This is a genomic window from Clostridium sp. HGF2, assembly GCF_964240115.1.
Taxonomy (GTDB): Bacteria; Bacillota_I; Bacilli_A; order Erysipelotrichales; family Erysipelotrichaceae; genus Clostridium_AQ; species Clostridium_AQ innocuum.
Genome location: NZ_CAXSSO010000003.1, coordinates 213,843 through 236,533, shown reverse-complemented (window position 1 = coordinate 236,533; position 22,691 = coordinate 213,843). Strand labels below are relative to the sequence as shown.

Annotated in this window: 18 protein-coding genes; 4 read left to right on the top strand and 14 right to left on the bottom strand. The window is 44.5% G+C overall.

Features of this window, described 5'->3' with window-relative positions; all coding sequences use genetic code 11:
• Nucleotides 1–392: 392 nt before the first annotated feature.
• The 7 genes from ACESPQ_RS07625 to ACESPQ_RS07595 form a co-directional block, all read right to left on the bottom strand.
• Complete coding sequence (locus ACESPQ_RS07625) at nt 393–1,436, bottom strand: ribonucleotide-diphosphate reductase subunit beta (RefSeq protein ID WP_002609536.1); 1,044 nt, start codon at nt 1,434–1,436, stop codon at nt 393–395.
• A gap of 12 nt (nt 1,437–1,448) precedes the next feature.
• Nucleotides 1,449–3,965, bottom strand: a complete 2,517-nt coding sequence (locus ACESPQ_RS07620; RefSeq protein ID WP_373144199.1) for a ribonucleoside-diphosphate reductase subunit alpha — start codon at nt 3,963–3,965, stop codon at nt 1,449–1,451.
• 135 nt (nt 3,966–4,100) lie between these two features.
• Nucleotides 4,101–4,703 carry a type II toxin-antitoxin system death-on-curing family toxin gene (locus ACESPQ_RS07615; protein WP_373144244.1) on the bottom strand — a complete coding sequence of 201 codons (603 nt, stop codon included), beginning with the start codon at nt 4,701–4,703 and terminating at the stop codon, nt 4,101–4,103.
• A gap of 77 nt (nt 4,704–4,780) precedes the next feature.
• Nucleotides 4,781–5,050, bottom strand: a complete 270-nt coding sequence (locus ACESPQ_RS07610; RefSeq protein ID WP_233105560.1) for a hypothetical protein — start codon at nt 5,048–5,050, stop codon at nt 4,781–4,783.
• 694 nt (nt 5,051–5,744) lie between these two features.
• A complete protein-coding gene (locus ACESPQ_RS07605) occupies nt 5,745–6,383 on the bottom strand; it encodes a hypothetical protein (protein WP_002609530.1) in 639 nt (212 codons plus the stop codon).
• Between the two features lie 198 nt (nt 6,384–6,581).
• Nucleotides 6,582–9,209: a heavy metal translocating P-type ATPase gene (locus ACESPQ_RS07600; protein ID WP_109770847.1), complete on the bottom strand. Its 2,628-nt coding sequence runs from the start codon at nt 9,207–9,209 to the stop codon at nt 6,582–6,584.
• Nucleotides 9,210–9,225: 16 nt separating this feature from the next.
• Nucleotides 9,226–9,489, bottom strand: coding sequence for a metal-sensing transcriptional repressor (locus ACESPQ_RS07595; protein ID WP_002609526.1), 264 nt, complete (start codon nt 9,487–9,489; stop codon nt 9,226–9,228).
• 344 nt (nt 9,490–9,833) lie between these two features.
• Here ACESPQ_RS07595 and ACESPQ_RS07590 point away from each other — a divergent pair, with 344 nt between their 5' ends.
• Entirely contained in the window at nt 9,834–12,653 is a 2,820-nt protein-coding gene (locus ACESPQ_RS07590; RefSeq protein WP_373144198.1) for a glucosaminidase domain-containing protein, read from the top strand.
• A 79-nt stretch (nt 12,654–12,732) separates the two neighbouring features.
• Nucleotides 12,733–14,502, top strand: a complete 1,770-nt coding sequence (gene pepF, locus ACESPQ_RS07585) for an oligoendopeptidase F (RefSeq protein WP_373144197.1) — start codon at nt 12,733–12,735, stop codon at nt 14,500–14,502.
• Between the two features lie 191 nt (nt 14,503–14,693).
• Here the strand turns inward: pepF and ACESPQ_RS07580 are convergent, their stop codons facing one another.
• The gene (locus ACESPQ_RS07580) at nt 14,694–15,665 is read right to left on the bottom strand and encodes a serine hydrolase domain-containing protein (protein WP_257376601.1); all 972 of its coding nucleotides are present in this window, start codon (nt 15,663–15,665) and stop codon (nt 14,694–14,696) included.
• A gap of 444 nt (nt 15,666–16,109) precedes the next feature.
• Nucleotides 16,110–17,555, bottom strand: a complete 1,446-nt coding sequence (locus ACESPQ_RS07575; RefSeq protein ID WP_373144196.1) for a leucine-rich repeat domain-containing protein — start codon at nt 17,553–17,555, stop codon at nt 16,110–16,112.
• Between the two features lie 302 nt (nt 17,556–17,857).
• On the opposite strand from ACESPQ_RS07575, the gene ACESPQ_RS07570 reads away from it, so the two are divergent.
• Nucleotides 17,858–18,058: a cold-shock protein gene (locus tag ACESPQ_RS07570; RefSeq protein ID WP_002609517.1), complete on the top strand. Its 201-nt coding sequence runs from the start codon at nt 17,858–17,860 to the stop codon at nt 18,056–18,058.
• 99 nt (nt 18,059–18,157) lie between these two features.
• Nucleotides 18,158–18,640, top strand: a complete 483-nt coding sequence (locus tag ACESPQ_RS07565; protein ID WP_002609515.1) for an HD domain-containing protein — start codon at nt 18,158–18,160, stop codon at nt 18,638–18,640.
• A 156-nt stretch (nt 18,641–18,796) separates the two neighbouring features.
• Here the strand turns inward: ACESPQ_RS07565 and ACESPQ_RS07560 are convergent, their stop codons facing one another.
• From ACESPQ_RS07560 to ACESPQ_RS07540, 5 genes are all read right to left on the bottom strand, one after another.
• A complete protein-coding gene (locus ACESPQ_RS07560) occupies nt 18,797–19,477 on the bottom strand; it encodes a hypothetical protein (RefSeq protein ID WP_257376602.1) in 681 nt (226 codons plus the stop codon).
• A gap of 13 nt (nt 19,478–19,490) precedes the next feature.
• Entirely contained in the window at nt 19,491–20,105 is a 615-nt protein-coding gene (locus ACESPQ_RS07555; RefSeq protein ID WP_009270888.1) for a class II aldolase/adducin family protein, read from the bottom strand.
• The gene (otnK, locus tag ACESPQ_RS07550) at nt 20,098–21,348 is read right to left on the bottom strand and encodes a 3-oxo-tetronate kinase (RefSeq protein ID WP_257376603.1); all 1,251 of its coding nucleotides are present in this window, start codon (nt 21,346–21,348) and stop codon (nt 20,098–20,100) included. The genes ACESPQ_RS07555 and otnK overlap by 8 nt, the downstream gene beginning before the upstream one ends.
• Nucleotides 21,349–21,449: 101 nt before the next feature.
• Complete coding sequence (locus tag ACESPQ_RS07545; RefSeq protein ID WP_002609507.1) at nt 21,450–22,292, bottom strand: class II fructose-bisphosphate aldolase; 843 nt, start codon at nt 22,290–22,292, stop codon at nt 21,450–21,452.
• Nucleotides 22,293–22,303: 11 nt separating this feature from the next.
• The gene (locus tag ACESPQ_RS07540) at nt 22,304–22,684 is read right to left on the bottom strand and encodes a cupin domain-containing protein (RefSeq protein WP_002609505.1); all 381 of its coding nucleotides are present in this window, start codon (nt 22,682–22,684) and stop codon (nt 22,304–22,306) included.
• Between the last annotated feature and the right edge of the window lie 7 nt (nt 22,685–22,691).

Below are 22,691 nucleotides of genomic sequence, written 5' to 3'. Positions count from 1 at the left end.
ACCTCCTTGTTTATCTGCATAAATATTACCATAGGCTAACAATCAAAGCAACTCTCATGCCCCGCATTGTATATGCTTGAATATGAGAGCAGGTGTATGCATCACTTTTCAGGATTACAGCTAGTTGCTTGTGCAGACCTTTTGCATATATCATGCCTGCAATTTCAAACCGGCTTTATAGCTGCTTGCTTTTCTTCTCTGTCTTCCTGCAATTCATACCTGTACTTTGCATTGCCTGTACAATTACGGTATCCGTATGAAACCGCAGTACGATGAAGCATGCTGTTCCATTAGAAAAAAGGATTCCATACGATTACATCCGCATCCTATGAAATCCTTTGCATGATGTATTAAAAAACAAAGGATAGTAGAAACATGGTTTTTATAGCTGCCTACAGATCATCCACCAGCGCACTGCTCTTCGCATAAGCGGAGGAGCGTGCTTCAAAAAAATCGGTTTTGATCAGATTGGCATTCGCATACATGGATACCCATTCCATGGATTTCGGTTCATTTTCAAAGCCGTCATACAAGGAACCGAAGCCAAGAGAATTGCTGCGAAGATTTCCCAGGTAATGAATGTAATCGGATACCATTTCCATTGTCAGTCCTTCGATATGATTTCCTATCACATACCCTCCCCAGCGAATCTCCTCCTCCACACCATGGCGAAGCATGTCCTTATATTCCTCAATCAGCTCTTCCGTAAACAGCTGCGGCTCCTCTTTTTGCAGCTCCAGAATCATAGAGCGAAACAACCATAGATGCGTATTTTCATCCCGGTTGATATAGCGGATTTCCTGTACGGAGCCCGGCATTTTTCCCATGCGTCCCAGATTATAGAAAAACATAAAGCCGGAATAAAAGTAAATACCCTCCAGTATATAATTCGCCATCATCGTTTTCATCAAATGTCTGCCGTCTCTATGTGTCTGGAAATCATTATACAGATCCCCGATGAATTTGTTTCGATTCAATAAACGCTCATCGTCCTTCCACTGGTACAGAATATCTGTGCGTTCCTGCGGTGAACAGATGGAATCCAGCATATAGCTGTAGCTCTGAGAGTGAACAGCCTCCTGAAAGGCCTGTATCGTCAGACACAGATTCACCTCATTGGCGGTTATATATTCCCCTACATTGGGCAGATTCGCTGTCTGAATGGAATCCAGAAAAATCAGAAAGGACAGGGTTTTGTCATATGCCGTTTTCTCTGCCTCACGCAGCCTGCGGTAGTCCTTCACATCCTGATTCAGGTTGATTTCCTCAGGAATCCAGAAATTGTTCATCGCCTGACGGTACCAGTCGGATACCCAGGTATATTTCATGTTGTTAAAATCATTCAGATTGGTCGTATTGCCATTGATCATGCGGCGCTTTCCGACCTCGCAATCCCCGTGTTCATTAAACAGAGGCTTTCTTACTAAATCACTCATACATACTCCCTTCTAGGATGCGCAGGATTCGCATTCCTCTACTTCCAATGACTTGCTGCGAACATAATAAATCGTTTTTACACCATATTCCCATGCGTGAATATACAGCATCAGAACCTGGCGCAGGGTAAATTCATTGGTGATATACAGATTGACAGACTGTGCCTGGTCAATATGACGCTGCCGGATACCGGCCGAGCGCACCACCCATTCCTGATCGATCAGATGGGCATTCTTATACAGCCAGAAGGTTCTCGCATCCAAATCTGGTGCAACACGGGCAATCATACTGCCCTTTTTTTCTTCCAGATAATATTTATTCATAATCGGATCCACACCGGCCGTTGTTCCTGCGATGATGGAGGTGGAGCTTGTCGGTGCGATTGCCATCAGCCATGCATTGCGCATTCCCTGCTCACGCACCTGCCGAAACAGCCGGCTCCATGCATCGGATGTATAGCCTCGCTTTGTGAAATAGGCACCGCTTTGCCAGTCACTTCCTGCAAACATGGAATAGCTACCCTTTTCCCTAGCCAGTGCAGTGCTTGCCTGAATCGCATAGTAATTGATTTTTTCAAAAAGGGTATCCGCATACTGCAGATGCTCCTCGGACTCAAACCGCAGATTCTGCTTAACCAGCATATGATGATAGCCGCTGACTCCCAGACCGATCGGGCGATATTTGCGGTTTGTGATTTTCGCATAGGGAATCGGATAATAATTCAGATCGATTACATTATCCAATGCGCGTACAATAACATGAATGATATGGGAAAGCTCTTCCTCGTTGTTTACATCAATATTCCCCAGCGACAGACTTGCCAGATTGCAGACGACAAAATCTCCCGGCTTACTTTCATTAACTACCACGCTCTCTCCGTCGATTTCCACAATGCGGCTTTCTTCCAGCTTTAGCGCCTTCATATTCTGTGCGATTTCCGTACAGAGATTGCTGCAGTAAATCATACCGGCATGTGCATTTGGATTCATACGGTTCACATGATCACGGTTAAAGGTAAACGGTGTACCGGTTTCCACTGCCGATTTCAGAATCAGACGTACCAGATCCTTCACCACCATTGTGCGCTTGGGAACACGCGGGTCCTGCACACAGTCAAAGTAGCGCTCTTCCCATTCCTCACCATAGAAATCCTCCAGGTGATAGCCCTTGATTTTATGAATTTCATGCGGACACATCAGATACCAGGTCGCATTCAAATCCTCTTTTGCCATCTTCCAGAACAGGTCCGGATAACAGACAGCTGGAAACACATCATGTGCCTTCATGCGGTCATCCCCGTTATTGGTTCTCAGATTCAAAAACTCAGGAAGATCCTTGTGCCAGGCATCTAGATAGACAGCGACTGCCCCCTGACGAACCCCCAGCTGATCGACTGCGGTCGCCGTATCATTGACAAGCTTAATCCAGCGTATCACACCCCCGGCAGCTCCCTCAAAGCCGCGGATATCACTGCCGTTTGCACGAACCTTGCCAAAATACAGTCCCATTCCACCGCCGTATTTGGAAACCTGTGCGAAATTATCCACACTCTTATAAATATTGTTTAAGGTGTCCTCTACCGTATCGATGAAGCAGCTGGAAAGCTGATGATACGGCTTGCGGGCATTGGACATGGTTGGTGTTGCCATCGTTACCTGCAATTGAGAGAGAATATCATAGATCTGCTTCGCCCAGTACATGCGATTCTGTTCCGGCAGTGCCAGATGCATAGCGATACCCATGAACATTTCCTGCGGTGTTTCCAAAACCTCATGGGCATGGGAACACATCAGATACCGTTTTTTCACGAGCTCCAGACCGCTGTAGGTAAACAGGTAATCGCGCTCATCCTTCAGATATGCGCCCAGCTCATCAATCTCCGCATCACTGTATGCCTTCCGTATATAATCACCGTAATAGCCCTGTTCTTCCAGATATTTCAGTTTTTTACTGAATACGGGAAGCTCCAGCTTTTGCATGCGGGCACTGATTTCCTCATGCAGCGCATAGGAAAGAAAGCGGGAAGCGATATATTCCCATTTGGGTGCCTCTTTACTGATTAACTCAACACTTGCCTTCATCAGCATATGCAGCCGCTCATCACTTTCCATATCCTCTTTCAAAAAGGAATGAAATTTCATGAGCAGATGACGCAGATCATAGCCCTCATCCGGATAACGCTGCTGAATATCCGCCAGTATGCTGTAAAGGTCTTCCTTTTGCAGTGCATGGACAAGATCCTGTACCACCTTCCTGGATTCCGTTCGCTTCTGACGATACAGAATATAGTTTTTTGCTTCTTTATAAAACTGATGCTGCATCAGTTCTTCTTCTACAAGATCCTGAACGACCTCTACACTCAGCATCGGCTTGTCTGCCGCTGCTGCTTTTGTTATGTCCTCAATAATTTCCTTAAGTACCGCCTCTTCGATGAGCGTCCCGGTACTGCGGAATGCTTTTCTGATTGCCTGTGCAATCTTCTCTCCTTCAAATTCCTGAAGTTGTCCATCTCTTTTCTGTATCTTCATATACATACCACCTATCTTGTATTAGTATAGGTGGATTGTGACAGTTCACGCAACTTAAATGCCTAAGAAAAAACTGCCAGTTCCTTGCAGAACTCCTGAATATAGCAGCTCATATTCCGTTTGCTTCATAAAACATCAATTCTTTATTAAAAAATTCATCACCAGTGCTATCATGATTTCCTTTTCTTCCGGCTTAGATTCAGCAACCATCGGTGTGATGGCAACCAGTGCACTATCACTGATAATTTTTTCACCATTATGAAGCAAGGCATTATTCTTATTTAAAAATTCCAGAAACAATGCTGCTGCTATTCGTTTACATCCATCAGCGAACGGATGGTCCTTAATAAGAAAGTATAAAAGGTTTGCCGCCTTTTCTTCCAGTGTTGGATAAACCTCCTGGCTGAATACATCCTGATATACAACCGCCAATATACCGGCAACTTTTCCAGGCTCTTTTTCCACTCCGAACACATCCGAATCAAAGCTCATTTTGTCAATGAATTCTCTGCTTTCTTCATAAGTCAACTGATAAACACATTTGGTTCCATCCGGTTTTTTCAAGCTCTGGTGATCATAACTGTCAAGCAATTCCAAGGCTGCAGTGTATTCTTCAACCACCTGAAGAACCGAGTCTGCATCAATACCGGCGATTCCGGCAATAATGCCGGATTGTAGTCGTATTGTTTTATTTAAATATTGCAGCCTTTTCTCATTAACTGCATAGCCTTGAACCATGTAATCTTTTAGGATTCCATTTGCCCATTTACGGAAGTTCACGCCCCGATGTGATTTTACTCGATACCCAACAGATATTATACATCCAACGTATAAAAAGGTACAGGCTGCTTAACACCGACAACACGTATTTTTTGCGTGTTGTTATCTTTATCAACTTCCTTTTCTCTAAATACATTATTGATATGTTTTCTTACCGTTTTTTCATCACGTCCGAAAAGCTCCGCAATTTGATTCGCACTTAACCACACTGTATTTTCTTCAGGGCTTACAGATACATCAATCTGTATCTCTCCATCATGAAATACGATTACACTTAAATCACGATTCTTAAAGTTCTCTACCATTTTTTCACCTGATATTAACTTGTCAGCATCTACCTTTCTATGATATTCTTTTCATTTGGAACAGCGACAGCAGACAGCAATCTAATTTCGTGTACTGCCTTATAATTTTCTTGAAACAGCATAGTATTATTTTTCTTTTTATATTTTGGACACAAGGCGGGTAGTCGCTTTCATATTCAGAAAGAACCTCCTCGATAAGCAGAGAACAAAATTTATCCCTTTCCTATCATGTATCAACTTGATTATTTTTACAGCGTGATATGAAGTGAAGTGTACAAAACCTTAATCTGTGAAGCTCACATTTTTTCCAATTATACTTATATTACAGATCAGCCTGCGGATAAAATCATGTCGAGGTTATAGTGTGTCAAGGCTCTTTGAATATTTCTTTATCCTACTTTTCGAACTACCGGGTAATTCTCGGTAGTTCCTCTAATGTTATAGATTTCAACATGTTTCTCTTTTTTTACTTCAAAAGGAATCGTATAGCTTATATCCTCTCTTAAGATGTATTTTGTAATTGTAATTCATTTTACTCAACAAATAGCCGTTCGCATGCCCTTCAGCGGTGATATAACGTTCCATACGCAATATGAAAAAGAGATTTCAGAAATGACGGTATTCGGCATTCAAGAAATCTCTCTATCTATCACTTTTACTTAAAGTAAGAAGAGATACACAACTGCTACTTATCCTATTTTTTCATCAACTGGTTGATTTTCATCTCATACGGAGTTCCTTTAAGATCCTTTGACGCCGCCTGCAGATGTTCCTTCTTTTTCTTTTCATCCTTCAGATAGCTGTACTGCAGCGCCAGCATATAGTGGAACATACCCTTCTGCGCTTCCTGCAGCTCTTCATTCTTCAGCTGTTCCTCCATATCATCAATATAGCTGGTCTTTTCTTCCAGCAGAATATCGTAGATGACCTGACACTCCTGAGTAATGCTTTCATCCGCAATCTTTTTCATACGCTCCAGCAATGTTTTACATTTCTTTTTGCTATCCTCGTCCAGATAGTAATAAAATGCTTTTATGACAACATCCAGCTCCTGCTTTTTATTCATCCGCATGCTCAGAATCAAATCAAAGCACTCTTCAATTTTTTTCTTATCCGCTTTCATGATATAGCCGTTTAAACGCATATATTCACGGTTGAACGGAGGATAGAAATACTTGCAGGGAAGAGAATCCAGAAGCTTGAAATACGCATCGAAATCACCCTGCTGCATATGCTTTAACAGCTTCTTCAAAATACTCTGCTTCCATACCTGTGTGCCGACAATCAGTACGATTGTAATAACGACGGCCAATATAATAATTTTATAGTCCATAGTACACCTCAGTTTTCATTAAGATTATTGTACTATATCTTGTCGCCTTTTTCACTTAAAATTTTCATTTTCTGCAAAAACAACAAAATTCCTATACAGCGATGTCTTTTTTGATTGCGGCTGAAAGCCTTAACAGCAAATACTGCATTCATGGCAGAGCATATAGTCATTCATATGATAAAAGCATTTTGTATAAGCTCATGTAAAGTTACGAAGGCGAAGTGCATTGCTGACAACGCTCACTGAGCTGAACGCCATCGCAGCACCTGCGAATACCGGAGACAGCAGCGGTCCGCCAAACAGATGCAGCACACCGGCCGCAATCGGAATACCCAGCGTATTGTAGAAGAATGCCCAGAACAGATTCTGCTTGATATTGCGTATGACAGCCTTAGATAAACGGATTGCCGTCTCCACATCCTGAATATTATCCTTAACCAACACGATGTCCGCACTCTCCACTGCAACATCACTGCCGCTTCCGATGGCGATGCCGACCTCACTTTGTGTCAGAGCAACTGCATCGTTGATACCGTCCCCGACCATGGCAACGACTTTCCCCTGTGCCTGCAGCTTTTTGACCTCCTCCCCCTTTTGATCCGGAAGCACCTGTGCAATCACATGGTCGATTCCTGCGGTTTCCGCAATCGCTGCCGCTGTGATTTCATTATCGCCAGTCAGCATGACCACATCGATTTGCTGTTCACGAAGACGGCGTATGACATCTTTCGTCTGCGGCTTCAGCTGATCTGCAATGGCAATAATTCCATATATATGAGAAGATGTGCCGATCCATACAACTGTTTTTCCCTGCTGCAGCCAGGCCAGCTCCTGTGCGGCATATGCATCACAGGAAGCCCCTGCCAGCTCCAGAAAGGTGCGGCTTCCCGCATACCATGTCGTATCATCTTTAATACCGCTGAGACCGCGCCCGTTATGTGTTTCAATATGCGTTAATACAGAGCCGCTGATATTTTCTTCCTTCGCTTTTTCCAGAATAGCCGTTGCCAATGGATGACGGCTTCCTGCCTCCAGAGATGCGGCAATCGCAAGAAGCTTTTGTCTATCATCGGCCGCGATATCCGTAACCACCGGCTTACCGATTGTCAGTGTTCCGGTTTTATCAAACACAATTGTATCAATACTGCTCGCTGTTTCCAGCGCCTCTCCGCTCTTCATAAAGATACCGAACTGTGCCGCCTTGCCGGTTCCCACCATGATTGCCGTCGGTGTTGCCAAACCAAGCGCACACGGGCAGGCGATAACCAGCACACTGACAAAAATCGTCAGCGCAAAGGCAAAATCCTGTGTGGAAAGATACCAGAGCAGTGCTGCCACAAAGGCAATCGCCATAACCGTTGGCACGAAATACAGGGAAATCTTATCCGCAATACGTGCAATCGGAGCCTTTTTGCCCTGTGCCTCCTCGACCATACGGATAATTTTCGCAAGTGTGGTATCCTCCTCTACCGCATTGCATTCCATCACAATTCTGGCATCGAGTGCAATCGTCCCCTGGATCAATGCATCCCCCTGCGACTTGGAAACTGGCATACTTTCCCCCGTCAGCATGCTTTCATCCACACTCGCATGTCCTTCCTTTAAGATACCGTCTACTGGAATATGCTCTCCCGGCTTTACTACAAGCAGATCACCGATTGTGATTTCCTCTGCCTGAATTTCCACCTCTTTACCGTCTCTCAGCAATGTCGCATTGCTTGGGCGAAGCTGCAGTAATGCAGAAATTGCACCGGTCGATTTCTTCTTCGAAATGCTTTCCAGATGCTTTCCAAACTGTACCAGTGCCACAACGACACCGGCAGATTCAAAATACAGGCTGTGAACGGCATGCAGATTGCCCTGCAGTATGGAAATCAGAGAATACAGTGAATACAGATAGGCACTGCCCGTACCGACTGCCACCAGCGTATCCATATTGGGTGCCTTGTGGAATAATGCCGTAAACCCTCTGGTAAAGAAGTGGCGACCCAGAATGAGAATCACTGTCGCAAGGAGAAACTGAATAAAGGCGAAATTGAATGGATGTGTATCATAATGAATGATATCCGGCAGCGGCAGTCGGATATTGCCCAGCATATGGGACATACCGATATACAGTAAAACAAAGGCCAGAACCAGTGTGGTATAAATTTTAACTGCCTCATAATCCTTTTTCACAGCTTCTTCCTTTCGCTCCACATGAAGCGCACCGTGATACCCGGTATTCTGAATAATTGCCAGAATCTCCGACAGCTTGATGTTATGCGGGTCTGCTTCCACTGTTGCCGTATTTGTGACAAGGTTGATGCTGACAGCGGATATTCCTTCTGCTTTATTCAATGCATGCTCCAGCGCAGCGCTGCAGGACGAACAGGTCATTCCATCCACATCGATGCGATATGTCTTCTTCGCTTCCTCCAGCAGCGTGAAGCCGGCCTTTTTCACTGCCGCTGCCCACGCCTCGAAATTCTTTTTCGTAAATGTGATGCGCACGGTATTCATTACCAGATTCACACTCGCCTGCTCAATTTCCTCAAAGCGGCTCAATACCCGCTCTACAGCTGCACTGCAGGCGGCACAATGCATGCCCTCAACACGATAGGTCTGCTGCTTGGCAGCATCGCGCTCCTTCATATGAAAGCCGCCCTTTTCCACAGCCTGCATGGCCTTTTTTTCGTCAAAGCCGTCCGTGAAGCTGACCACCGCTTCTTCCATAACCAGATTTACAGAAGCATCCTCTACCGCTGGCTGACGCTTCAATATTTTTTCTACCGAGGCTGCACAAGCTGAGCAGTGCATCCCTTCTATTTTATATGTCTTGTTCATAAGATTTTCCTTCCTTCTATTTCAGCAGTGCCGAAATTACAGCTTCGATTTCACTGACCTTTTCCTCGGCATCCCTTTCTTCAATAGCAGTCAGTACACAGCTGTGCAAATGTCCGCTCAGAATATGCTGATTTGCTTTTTTCAGCAGAGCCGTCGATGCTGAAATCTGATTTGATATATCAATACAATAGCGTCCTTCTTCAATCATGCGAATGATACCATCCAGCTGACCGCGTGCAGTCTTTATATTCTGAAGTGCTTTTTTTCGTTCATCGTTCATCGCTTTACCTCCCCCAGGGGGTGCCCTGGTACAATCTATTATAGTAGCTGCCTTTTCTGCTGTCAACTCCTATGCCTTTATGAATTTTTCTGTTGAAGAGGATTGCGGAAAATCACCTGCTTTATGCCCGCATGCCGCTTCCTTAGTGTACCGATTATGCGTTCCTGTATTCCTTTTCCAATCACGCATCCTCTTTGCGCAGGCATTTAACAAGGATCCTATCTATGCTATCCTTTCATAAAATATGCATAATGAAATCTTACAATTTCAATATATTTCTATACTTTCACATGTCCTGCACACGATTGTACGATATAATAAAGACATGTGTGGAGGTTATCGACATGATTAAGAAAAAACTGTACATCCTTATGCTGAGCCTTTTGATCACGGCATCCCTTACTCCGGTATCAGCCAGTGAAAAGACGCTGCAGGATGATGGAACATATCACATTGTCAGTGTGGAAAAGGATGGTACCTATACAATTCTTGAGGACAGTGACACCTATGCCAGGGCAAAGGTTCTCTATACACTTCGTAAACGCAGCTATGACAATCTTGCAATCACCTATGGCAGTAGCTTTCTGAGTCTGGAGCAGGGGGTTGTGGAATTTGCGACAGCCAAAGACTGCACGCTGAACATCACCTATACCAATGATGAAAATGGTGAAGAAGGCTATACCAACGGCTGTTATGGTATTGACGCGGCATTTCTGGAATACAATCCCGGAACACAAAAGGTAAAGTTTCGTTTGTCCGGTGTTACCGGATGGGCAGATGCGGCCGATGTCACCATCTATCCGATTGAGCAGGTTCCCAATGTTTCCTCATTTACGGTAAAAAACAACACTTTGCAGCATCAGCTGAAATCCTCACTCGCAACCGCTGCCTATGACAATGTCCTGCAGCTGGGAAACGCTCCGCAGCAGCTGAAGGAGGGCGTTACCTACTATAGCTATGATACCCATTATTTCTATGATGATTACGCTGTGATGATCGAAGATTATCGAAACAGCAGCTTTGCGCATGCGGTAAATGCCAATGCTCCCTACTATAATTATTATCAGTATCTGAATCACCGCTCTACCAGCGCCTATACACAAAAGGATGTGGACGGCTATCTGAAAAACACACTGGCTCTGCAGCATACGATTACCGCCTTTTACGATAAGGACAACTATATCCATGATGTTTTGACACAATCTTTGCTTTTACAGGCGGAAGCTGCGTTTTTCCAGTATCAGAATCAATTCGGGGCAAATGCGCTGATGATGCTTTCACTGGCGGAGAATGAAAGTGCTCTGGGAAGAAGCTATCTCGCCTACACCCGCAACAATCTGTTCGGACATGCAGCGTATGATTCCGCCGTTGAGGAAAATGCCTCCCGCTATACCAGCACCTCAGGCAGCGTATATTCCCATGCCATGCATTACCTGTCCAATGCGTATATGAATCCCAGCCAGTTTCAGTTTCACGGCGGCTTCTTCGGAAACAAGGCAGGCGGTATGAATGTATCTTACGCATCCGATCCCTACTGGGGAGAAAAAGCAGCCCAGTACTTTTATGAAATGGATCACGCCATGGGGGACAGGGATCACAACCGCTATGCGCTTGGAATCGTGAAAAATACCGGTGTTTCCATATATAAAAACGCTGATAAAAAAAGTGATGCCGTATACAGCATCAAAAAAGGCTATGATGCAGCCCTGATTCTGCTGGAAAAGCTGGAGAACAAGGATGGCGTCTGGTATCGGGTACAAAGCGACCCTTCCCTTGACAAAGAGCAGAAGCAGCAGGAAGGAAGCTACAATTTCAAAAACAGCTATGGCTTTGTGAAGGCAGAAGATGTTTCCACAGTGCTCAACAGCAAGCAAATCCAGGATAAAGCCTATGTGGATATCACCTTTGATGCCAATGGCGGTACATTTTATCCCAAAGATAAATCCATCATCCTGCAGGTGGAAACCGGAAAGACACCGGTGATCCAGGCACCGGTTAAGGATCATGCCCTCTTTTCTTCCTGGGATATACAGCTAAAGCCCGCAGGGGAACCGTTGACCTACAAGGCAACATACAGGGATGTCAAGCAGATTGTGCTGACGCAGATGCCGCTTACCACCTATGATTTAAATGAATCTCTCGATGTCAGTGATGGCAGAATCCGCGTGGATTTTGCGGATGGTACAAGTAAGGAGGTTTCCATGACCACCGATATGGTGGAGGGCTTCTCCAGCAAAAAGAAAGGAACCAAAACACTGAAGGTGACCTATGCCGGCTGTACACTGAATTATGAAATCAGGGTATCCGACGAGCTGACGAAAAAGCAGGAAAACATGCAGCAGCGAGCTGCGGCAATCATTAAGCTGTACGACGGGAAAACGGATTTAAACGATGAGGCTCTGCAGGAGCTGGAGCAGTTCCGCAAGGATGTTACCGCATTCCCTCTTACACCGCTCGCAAATGAACAGATCCGTCTTATCGACCGGATACTGCAGGAAAATCTGAAGCCCCGCTACAGTGTCATCATCAGGGATGACAGCCATGATCTGCAGGTATCCGGCTTATCCATGGCACGGATACAGGAAACCGGCTTCCTCAATACCTTCCTGCCTAAAACGATTGTCCTCAAGGTAAAGGATTCCATGGATGAGGAGCAGAAAGCACTTGCAGAGAAAGTAGCCAAGGCAGACGGAACCACTGTTGAAGAAACCTTCTCTATCGAAGGAACGGATGATTTCTCCTCCCTGAAGCTGAAGCAGGAGGCTGTATTCTCAATCAGGAAGCCGAAGGACAGCAAAAATAAACGCTACCATATATATTATGTGGATGGGCAGGATGTCTATCAGATTCCTACCGAGCAAAGTAAAAGCCGCATCCGCTTTACAACGGAAAAGCTTGGCAGCTATGTTCTGGTATCCACAAACCAGCGCAGCATACAGGAAGCAGACGATATTGCAGAGGTGAATACGATCGCCTTGAACGGAAAGAACTATATCCTTCGCTATGTCCTGTTGCCATGTCTGCTGCTGGCACTGCTTGTATGTCTGTTTCTCACACTCCTTGTATACCGCAGACGGCATCCGAATCTGCGTCTAAAAAAGCCGTGGAAGAAAGCAAGAGCGGAAAAATCACAGTACAAAAAAGATGAAGATGATATGCAGTAGGAAAGAAAACAGAAGAAATCACATGCTTCCTTGTGATTTCTTTTTATTTGACATACAATACTATATGAGGTGATCATACATGAAACGTAACGAAATAGATTCACAGCTGACCTGGGATCTGCGCTTTCTCTTTGAACATCAGGAGGCCTTTGAAGTGCAGTTTGCACAGGCACAAAAGGAAATCGGATTGTTGCAGGCTTCCCTTTCTTCTCTTGCGGATGACAGAGCCAGCTTCATCAGCTTTATGGAGCATCAGGAAACACTGGAACGCTATCTGGATAATCTTATCAGCTATGCGAAGATGAGCAGTGATGTAGACCCTGAAAATATGCAGAATCAGGAAAATCTGGCACGCAGCTATACCCTGTATCAGCAGGTGAATCAGGCATTATCCAATCTGCCTTTACTTCTGATTCAAAACAGGGAACAAATTGAACAGTGGCTGCTGGAGGATGACTGTCAGGATTTCCGCTACCCGATGGAAGAGGTATTCCGTACTATCCCACACCGGCTGAATGAAGAGCAGGAGGCTTTGCTTGCACAGGCGGGAGAGCTGATCCGCAATCCGCAGGAAACCTTTGAAAGCTTCCGTTTGCAGTTCGAGCCTGTTCTGGTGAATGGAAAAGAGGAATTCCTGAATGAAGGAACCTATCAGCAGTTCCTGAAAAACCGTGACCCCAGAGTACGAAAGGAAGCCTTTGAACATTTTTTCACCGCCTATAAAACCTATCAGAATGTGTTTATGAATCTGTTGAGCGGGCATGCCAAGGGCCAGATATTCGAAGCCGGATTACGCAATTTCTCCAATGCTCTGGAAGCCTCCCTGTTTGAAGACGGCGTTGACCGATCGCTGTTTGACAAGGTGCTTTTCATGGCAAATGAAAAATACATCGATGGCATTCACCGTTACTTTGCGGTTCGCAAGCAGGTCAGCGGACTTGCTGTTCAGCATGTGTACGATATTCAGATACCACTGGTGGATGCGGTGGATATCACCTATTCTATCGATGAGAGCTTCGATATTCTCAAGCATGCCCTTGCACCGCTTGGCGAAGACTATGTGCAGCTGCTGGATCAGGCAAGAGAGGAGCGCTGGATCGACTTTCTGCCATGTGCAGGTAAACAGGGTGGAGCATATTCCGGGGGGACCTATGATTCCCGCCCGTATGTACTGACCAATTTCACAAACGATTATCCGTCTCTGAGCACGCTGGCGCATGAGCTGGGACATTCCATGCATTCCTGGTATTCCCGTCACCATAACCGGCCAATGCTTTCTCAGTATACGATTTTTGTAGCCGAAGTGGCATCCACTGTGAATGAAATTCTGTTGAACCGTTATCTGCTGGATCACAGCGATAGTGAGGAAGAGAAAGCATATCTTCTTTCCAATCTGCTGAATCAGCTTGTCGGCACGCTTTATCGGCAGCCGATGTATGCAGAATTCGAAAAGCAGCTGTATGCCATGCTGGAAAACAAAGAAGCAGTTTCCTCACAGAAGCTGACCTCCCTGTACATGGAGCTGTCCAGGCGGTATTACGGGGATGCTGTTGAGGTGGATGATCTGCAGCGCTATCATTGTTACTACATACCGCACTTTTATTTCAATTTCTATGTATATAAATATACCTTGGGTATGTCGGTGGCATTGAGCTTTGCGAAGAAGATACTTGCCGGAGATACAACGGAGTATCTGGAGTTTCTCACCAAGGGTGGCAGCGAGTCACCGCTGGATGAGCTGATCCATGCCGGTGTTGACCCGAGAGTGGACAGTATCTACGACGATGCCTTCACCTTTTTCGAAAAAACACTGGATGAATTCAGTGAACTGATGAAGGTAAAACGATAATCCCTTTATAACAGGGCAACTATTGCAGGGAAGCCTTGATGTTCCCCTGCGGCTGTACCGATAGCTTAACAAATATTATCCATGTAGCTGAAAAAGAATGCAGAATCTTTGGATGGTAAGCATCCGTAAGGATTTTGCATTCTTTTCTTTTACTGTAACGCTGTTATATTTCTGCTTGCCTCTGCTTTGCTTTACTTTCTAAATATCGGTTCGATCTGCTGTTTAATCAAATCCATGCTGTCTTTTGCTTTAGGATCAAACCTGCACATGAGGGATACAACCAGCTGTTCTCCGGTATTCACATAAATAATGTTTCCTCCATCCCCCATTGCCGCAAATCCGTCTTTCTGCTCATCGATCCACCATAAATAGCCGTATGGCAGATTGCGCTTTTTCCAGCGGCTGTGCTCCTTTGTGCTTTCCTCAATCCAGTGCTTTGATACCAGCTGTTTTCCTTCCCATACACCGCCATTCAAATACAGCTGCCCGATATCTGCCATTTCCTTTGCCGATAACGCCAGTCCCCAGCCTGCGGATTGCAGTCCCTTTGCGTCTGCTGCCCAACCGCTGATGGAGGCTGACTGATTGAATGCCATCTGTTCTTCCTTATCTTTAAATATCAGTTCCTTTTCCACAGAAATTCGCAGCGGGGCAAATAATTTCTCACGTGCAAAAGCAAGCACAGATTGTCCGGTTGTCTTTTGTAAAATACCAGTCAGAATATCCGGTCCAATCAGCGGTGTATAACGGAATTTCCCGCCCCTTCCCTTCAGCTGCTCCAGTGAAAACCGCAGCCAGTCATCACTTGTAAAATATTTTATATAGGGTGGAATTCTATATTTATATGCCGCTGTCATGGTGATGACATCCTCCAGTGTTACTTCACCCTTTGCATACTCTTTCTCCCGGGCTGCATACTCCGGAAAAAAATCCAGAACCCTTTGCGACACATCCGCAATGTACCCTTCATCCATTGCGATTCCCAGCAATATGGATACAATACTTTTGGTCACGGAATACACATGCATTCTGCTTTCGGAAGTACATCCCTGAAAGTATGCTTCATACACCGACACACCGTTTTTTAATACATTCATCCCACAAATATTCTTGTAATTCCTGTTGATCAATGCTTCCATTTCTGTTATTTTCATCTGTTCCATGCAATTACCTCCGCAGTTTCTGCCTATATCTTACAGTTTTCCCTCAGGGGAAGGTCAAGGGGGATAATGCAGAAAGCTTCGGCTGCACAAATACAGTGCTCATAGGGCTGGTATTTCGTTAGCATATCAACGAATCTCGCACGTTTTCAAGCGATAAAAGCCTTATGAAGATATCCTTTTTTCGATTGTGCAGATCTCTTTTAGCTTACGCCTCCTTCCCTCTCTACGCAAGGCCTTAGTAGAACCATATTCTCTTTCCAGATTCTCTTTTTGCCTTGCTATGCTAAGGAAAAGATGTACAGTGTTTCCCCTCAACTCCGTTTCACAAGACGCAGCAGCTTTTATCTGCTTATGAGCACAGAAAAGCCTGTGGTACACAGCAGTATACACACAGGCCTTCATTCATAATCAAAAGCAAAGAAATTTACATTTTTTCAGACTGTCTCAATATGAGAATTTCTCGTAGTATTCCATATCCTCAAGAACTGTGATATCCTCGATTGGGTTTTCATCCAGACGAAGCTCATACAGATTCTTCAGCCTGGTCAGCGGTGTCACATCTGTTACATAATTCGCCTTCAATGTCAGGGAGCTCAGATATATACATTCCTCCAGCGGGGATAAATCCATTACGCCATTGTGATCCAGCCGCAGGGAGCTTAAATTGATCAGCTTCTTCAGCGGTGAAAGATCTGTAATGACATTGTTGTATAAATCAATCGTACTCAGATTGGTTAAATCCTTTAATGGCGTCAGATCAGAAATATTGTTGTGGGAAAGCCCCAGACATTCCAAATTGATCATATCCTCAAGAGATTCAATACTGCGAATATCGTTGTTTCCGACATCCAGGGTTGTCATATGCTCACAGCCCTTTAAAACCTCGATATGCTTGATATGATTGTTGAAGACATTCAGCTCTACCAGATCCTTTGCATTCTTCAAAAAGTCGATGTCCTTCAGGAAACAGCAGCTGGCTTTAAAATAGCGAAGCAGCTTCATTTCTTTTAAAATTTCCGTATGCTCCACACGGTTTTCACTGATATCCAGCTTCTCCATCCTGATCAGACCCTTCAGATTACGTAAATCACAAAGTCCGCTCTGCGTAGCACGAAGATCCTTTAAATTCTTCAGCTTCTTCAGGAATGAGAAATCCTTAATATGGTCAAAGGAGATATCAAGGACCTCCAGATTCGGAAATTCCTCCAATATACTTAAATCACGCAGATATTCACAATTTGAAATATTCAGATTGCGCAGAGAATCCTTCATATACTGCAACGGAGATAAATCACAGAACAGATTGGTCGATACATCCAAAACCTCAATGTGCTTCAAATAGGTCAGATCGGCAATGTCATACAGCCACATCTTGTTCATATGAAGCTCCTTCAGCTCATCCAGCATACCGAGAATGCTGAGCGGGAACGGTCCGTTTTCAATTCCGACATACAGCTTCTTCAGCTTCTTGACATTTTCCAGATATACCAGATTGTCCACCTTGCTGCGTTCCAGATTCAATTCTTCCAAATTGATCATTCCTGCCAGTGCACTGATATCCATCGTATACAGGTTATTGCGTGAAATATCCAGCCGCAGCAGCTGCCGGAATTCCCTCAGCGCCTGAATGTCACGCAGCATATTCTTGGACAGATTCAAAACTTCAATCTCCCGCAAATCACGGATCGGTGTTAGATCCTCAATGGCATTTCCGCAAAGGTCCAGATACTTCAGATTAACCGCATATTGCAGTCCTTCCAGAGAGATAATTCCACTGCTTCTGGCAGAGAGTGTCGTCAGCTCTTCCAGCTTTTTTTCTGTGATATCCGCTTCCTCGATCTGCAGGGTTCTGGCGATTGCAGCTCGCAGCATTTCATCCTGTATGATCATAAACATTCCTCCGTTTCTTTTCTTGTATGCCTATATTATACCCCAAAAGATTAAAATCTGAAACAGCTTACACAAAAAAACACGAATCATGAAAAAAGAGAAAAACAAATCCTTCCAATTCACGAAATAATGATTGACTTTCGGTTTTGAAAGTGATATTGTTTAAGAGTAATAAAAAGCAATAATTATGATTTCACAAGTCTGGAATTGTATTTATGTGTTTCAATGTACGAATATCCAGTTTTGTGATTTTTTTATACATTGGAGGGCTTCTTATTGACACACGTATAGGAGGTACTAAAATGAGTACAGGTAAAGTAAAATGGTTTAATGCAGAAAAAGGTTATGGATTCATCACTTCTGATGAAGGTAAGGACATCTTCGTTCATTACTCAAGCATCCAGAGCGACGGATTCCGTACACTGGAAGAAGGACAGGCTGTAAACTTCGACGTTGTTGAAAGCGATCGTGGACAGCAGGCTGCTAACGTAACTGTAGCGTAAGCAAAACCGTTCTTGGATCATGACCTCGTGCATGATCCTTTTTTTTGACTGTGCATATCCTGTACGGAAATGATACAATAGAAGAAAGGATGTGATGTCATGGATCGCTTAGAACTTATCCGTGAACAAACGGATGCCGTCATTCAAAAGCTTGTCAAGGAAGAGGAACGCAAATTTGCATATATCCACACGTACGGCGTTGCACAGGCTGCAGCTATGCTGGCCACTTTGCGAAAGCTGGATGTGGAGCTGTGCTGTATTGCCGCCATGCTGCATGATATAGCACTTTACGCCCAGAATTGTCCGCATCTGGGTCATGCACAGCGCAGTGCGGAATATGCGAAGCTGCTGCTGGAGAAGATGGAGGTATTCAGTGAAGAGGAAATCCGGATACTGACCCATGTTATATCGGTGCATTCCGATAAAATGAACCGACATGACGGACCGATTTCAGAGCTGCTGAAGGATGCGGATGTTTTGCAGCATTATCTGTATAACCCGAAAATTGAGTTATCGGAAAAAGACAAGGTACGGCTGTTTTATCTGCTGGAGGATTTGAATTGTGCGCAGGTAGAAAAATAGCTGTCTATATCTGCAAGCAAATTACGCGTAAAAAGGAGTATTCACAGGGGATGTCCCTTGTATACTCCTTTTCCTTTTCTAATTTTCCCTAATTGTTCCGTTTTTAAGCTACAATTCTGTATTCAGGATAGCTGTGGCTTTCCTCATACTGCTGCTCTATAAGCTCACCTCTTTTTTTTCATTCTTTCGTCGGTAACAGATAGAGCATTTCTGCATGAGAGGAAAGGAGACAGCCATGGTATTCCCCAAAACAAGCATACTGATCCAGGTACCCTCGCGCAGCATTGTAAAATCCAGGGAAAACACAGCAACAAGCAGCAGACTGCAGGTGATGAAGACAGCATCTGCACCGCAGCGCAGAAAATTGAAGGGCTTTTTATATTTTTTTGAAATCACGACAATCAACTGTTCAAACGGCTGTTTCACAAGATCAGCAGCCATGGTAAGCGCAACACCAAAGGACACAAGGATAATCCCCACTGCCAGAAACACCCATTGCATAGGATACGATACAGGGCGAATATCCGCAAGAAACGCTATATCATAGCAGGTGAGATTGATGATAATTCCCTGAATCCAGCACACCGGTAGCTGTAAAACCTGAAGCTTATCAAAGTCCTTCCGCTGTATCAGCAGCTGCAATAAAACACATAGCAGATAAAAGTACATAAGAAGTGTGCCGCTTTTCATACCACTGATAAGTGAAATACATTGCAGAAAGGCTGTCAATGCAGTTTGTCCAAGACCGGATTTCATCATGAATGAAAGTCCCAGAGCTACCCCTGTAACACCAAGCAGCATTTCTATGAATTGCTCTAATTTCCAAGCGTTAGCCATATATGCCCGTAATCTAATGAGGTATAAAATCGATATCCTCATCCGGACAGCTTTTCAGCATCGCATATACATGGGCACTGCTTTCCATTTCTTCAATAAGATCAAACGCATGATACACATCTTCTGCTCCTGCCACGATTCCGTGATGTTTCAACAGCAATATCTTCGGTTTTGTCTTCGTTTTATCCTTGAAATGACAAAACAGTGCATCACTTCCCGGCGGCGCATACGCAACACATGGGATATTTCCTTTTGTTTGCATAAACAGATAAGGAGTATATGCAAACAGGTTTCTGACATGAGACTCCGCATCTGCATAACAGGACAGTACGGTAGCATAAAAGCTGTGTGTGTGAATCACCGCCTTATACGCCTCGCTTTCTTGATACAATGCCAAATGCATGGGATATTCCTTGCTTGGCTTTCCATACAGAATAGTCCCCTGCATATCCACCTGTGCGAAGTCTTCCTGCCGCAATCTTCCAAAACAGCTTCCGCTCCTTGAAATATACATACGATGTTCATGGAGAAAGCTGATATTTCCTGTCGAGCCGCCAACAAGTCCTTTCTGAAACAAGGTATGCGCACTCCAGATAGCGGCATCCAGCTTTTCCTGTAATTCACTCATGTGTGTTCCCTCCTATTGCCTTGATGAAGAAATCCTCTGCACCGAAATTACCGGATTTCAGAATAAGAGTAAGACGCTCATTCTTCAATGGAATCAGTTCAGGAACACCGGGATCAACACTTTTTCCGATACAAAATCCATCAAAGCCCAGCTGCTGCATGACAGCTCCGGAGGTTTCTCCGCCCGCAACTACGATACGTTCATATCCGCACGCCAAAGCAGCGCTGCTAATCTCCCCCATGATCTGTTCTATACATTTCGATGCTTGATAGAAGGCTTCATCCTTTTTTAGCTTTCGCATATCCCGTTCCACCGCATCACTGTAAATCAGCACCGGCTGTGTCTGTTTGTTTGCATATGTCAGAATATCCTGTGCGGTAAGCTCTTTATTCATCACACGGTTTGCATTTACAGGATAACAGCAGCCTTGATGCTTTCGGAAATACTCAATTTGACATCTAGTCGCAGCCGAGCAGCTTCCACATAGCAAAATCGTCCGCCCATGCTTCCGTATCTGATTTTTTTCCGAATGCAAAAAAGCATCGTTCTGTAAGACATGGGCAAGCAGTCCAGAGCCGCCGGTAAGAATAGGCAGATCCTTAAACGCTTCCGCTATCCGTTTTCCATCCTGCTCTGTTTCGTAATCCGGTACGATATAAAACTTCTCATATTCGCATTTCAACGCATGGATCGTTTGTTTCCATTCTCCCTCACAAAGCTCCTCCTGCCGCATAATAAAGCAGGGGTATTTGCTTTGTGGCTTCATCAGATTGGGGATATAGGAATCCCACATTGGATTCAAGGGATGATTTTTCAACGGACTATCACTTAATTTCTCACCATTGACGTACAAATTTCCATCCTTTACTATGCGATGATTCACTGGTAAGGAGGGGCATAGAATTGTAAAGGGCTGTGCCAGATATTCCAACAAGAAATCAGCAACGACTCCGATATTCCCCTGAGGAGTGGAGTCAAAGGTTGAGCAGTATTTAAAATATATTCGTTCACATCCGTTTTCCTTGAGGAAATCAACAGCCTTTTTTGCTTCCGCAACAGCCTCATGGGGAGAAACGCTCCTTGTTTTCAAAGCGATAACAGCCGCATCACACACCTGCAGCTCGTTTGGAACTGCGTTGTACATAATGGTTTCAGCACCGCTTTTTTCTAAAAAGCTGGCCGCATCCCCTGCACCTGTAAAATCGTCTGCGATAACACCGATTTTTATATTTTTCATTTCCATATATAGCTCCTTTTTCGGTAAGAGGATAAGTTCCCGTTTACAGGAAACAGTTCCCGGTTCAGGAACAACTTCCATACTGCGGGAACTGCTGTACGCTTCCTTTACCCCCAGGCCTTTCCAGCCTGATCAAACAATTCAACGTAATGAGCCAGACGATCCTTATACCCCTTTTTGAAGGCAGGTATCAGCTTCCATTTATCAAAATTCGGATCCTTGATGAAGTCTTCCAGCTCCTCTTTTCCTGCAACGATCAGCTCAGTAGCCAGATTAACCTTCTGAATTCCTGATCGAACTGCTTTTCTGAGATTTTCATCCCCCGTTCCACTTCCGCCATGCAGGACAAGCGGTGTTTCTCCACATGCTTCAACGAGCTGCTTTAATCGCTCGAAGTCAATATGTGGTGTTCCCGTGTAGCGTCCATGTGCGGTTCCTATGGCAACTGCCAGACAATCCACACCGGTTTCCTTGATAAAATCTGCCGCTTCTTTTGGAACGGTAAGATTATTTACTCCGTCTACAGCATAATTGTTTCCCATACCGACATGTCCCAGCTCGGCCTCAACACTGATTCCCAGCGGTCTGCACATTTTTACGACTTCCTTTGTCTGTTCCACATTTTCTTCATAGGATAAGCTGGAACGATCAACCATGATAGATGTAAACCCGGAATTGATAGCGAGCATAATATCCTCATAGGATTTTCCATGATCCAGATTGATTGCGACAGGTACTGACACCTTTTCTGCAAGATCCCGTATCATATGTATAAACCACGGAAGATCCGTATGAATAAACGCATTGACATCTACAATCATGGGAGCATGGTATTCCTCAGCTACCTCCAGCACGGCCCTTACCGTATCCTCACTTTGTACATTGGGTGCGGTAACACCATATCCTCCTTTCTTTGCATGATCGAGTATTTCTTTCATTGTAACTAACATAATAAGCACCCTTACCTTTCGTTATCCTCCGGCCTGCAGTTATCACCCTGGCCATATATAAAGACGATTTCTACGCATCCACCTTCATCATAGTGGAAAGCATGCCATTCATTTTCCGGGATATGAAGAATCATCCCCTCCTCTAATGCAATGGTTCTTTGCAAATGATGCGCATCATTCCCCCAGGATACATACCCGTTTACCGATTTTGTGATGATCACGGTTTCCTCTGCATGTGCATGCGGCTCCATGATGCCATATTCTTTTCTGTATAACGCATATCCCACTGTCATTTTATCGCTGTCAAAGCAGCTGTTTTTACCAACGGCGCGTATTAGTCCACGTCCGCAAAGTGCATCCACGGTGATGCTATTTTTATTTATATAATCCATACAGACT

What these genes read in the sequence shown, in the direction of transcription:
- ACESPQ_RS07555 (WP_009270888.1), bottom strand. Translation starts at nt 20,105, where the DNA reads ATGAGTGAATTACAGGAAAAGCTGGATGCCGCTATCTGGAGTGCGCAT.
- ACESPQ_RS07570 (WP_002609517.1), top strand. Translation starts at nt 17,858, where the DNA reads ATGAGTACAGGTAAAGTAAAATGGTTTAATGCAGAAAAAGGTTATGGA.
- ACESPQ_RS07565 (WP_002609515.1), top strand. Translation starts at nt 18,158, where the DNA reads ATGGATCGCTTAGAACTTATCCGTGAACAAACGGATGCCGTCATTCAA.
- ACESPQ_RS07605 (WP_002609530.1), bottom strand. Translation starts at nt 6,383, where the DNA reads ATGGACTATAAAATTATTATATTGGCCGTCGTTATTACAATCGTACTG.
- ACESPQ_RS07540 (WP_002609505.1), bottom strand. Translation starts at nt 22,684, where the DNA reads ATGGATTATATAAATAAAAATAGCATCACCGTGGATGCACTTTGCGGA.
- pepF (WP_373144197.1), top strand. Translation starts at nt 12,733, where the DNA reads ATGAAACGTAACGAAATAGATTCACAGCTGACCTGGGATCTGCGCTTT.
- ACESPQ_RS07620 (WP_373144199.1), bottom strand. Translation starts at nt 3,965, where the DNA reads ATGAAGATACAGAAAAGAGATGGACAACTTCAGGAATTTGAAGGAGAG.
- ACESPQ_RS07625 (WP_002609536.1), bottom strand. Translation starts at nt 1,436, where the DNA reads ATGAGTGATTTAGTAAGAAAGCCTCTGTTTAATGAACACGGGGATTGC.
- ACESPQ_RS07580 (WP_257376601.1), bottom strand. Translation starts at nt 15,665, where the DNA reads ATGGAACAGATGAAAATAACAGAAATGGAAGCATTGATCAACAGGAAT.
- ACESPQ_RS07595 (WP_002609526.1), bottom strand. Translation starts at nt 9,489, where the DNA reads ATGAACGATGAACGAAAAAAAGCACTTCAGAATATAAAGACTGCACGC.
- ACESPQ_RS07615 (WP_373144244.1), bottom strand. Translation starts at nt 4,703, where the DNA reads ATGGTTCAAGGCTATGCAGTTAATGAGAAAAGGCTGCAATATTTAAAT.
- ACESPQ_RS07575 (WP_373144196.1), bottom strand. Translation starts at nt 17,555, where the DNA reads ATGATCATACAGGATGAAATGCTGCGAGCTGCAATCGCCAGAACCCTG.
- ACESPQ_RS07610 (WP_233105560.1), bottom strand. Translation starts at nt 5,050, where the DNA reads ATGGTAGAGAACTTTAAGAATCGTGATTTAAGTGTAATCGTATTTCAT.
- ACESPQ_RS07590 (WP_373144198.1), top strand. Translation starts at nt 9,834, where the DNA reads ATGATTAAGAAAAAACTGTACATCCTTATGCTGAGCCTTTTGATCACG.
- ACESPQ_RS07560 (WP_257376602.1), bottom strand. Translation starts at nt 19,477, where the DNA reads ATGGCTAACGCTTGGAAATTAGAGCAATTCATAGAAATGCTGCTTGGT.
- ACESPQ_RS07600 (WP_109770847.1), bottom strand. Translation starts at nt 9,209, where the DNA reads ATGAACAAGACATATAAAATAGAAGGGATGCACTGCTCAGCTTGTGCA.
- otnK (WP_257376603.1), bottom strand. Translation starts at nt 21,348, where the DNA reads ATGGAAATGAAAAATATAAAAATCGGTGTTATCGCAGACGATTTTACA.
- ACESPQ_RS07545 (WP_002609507.1), bottom strand. Translation starts at nt 22,292, where the DNA reads ATGTTAGTTACAATGAAAGAAATACTCGATCATGCAAAGAAAGGAGGA.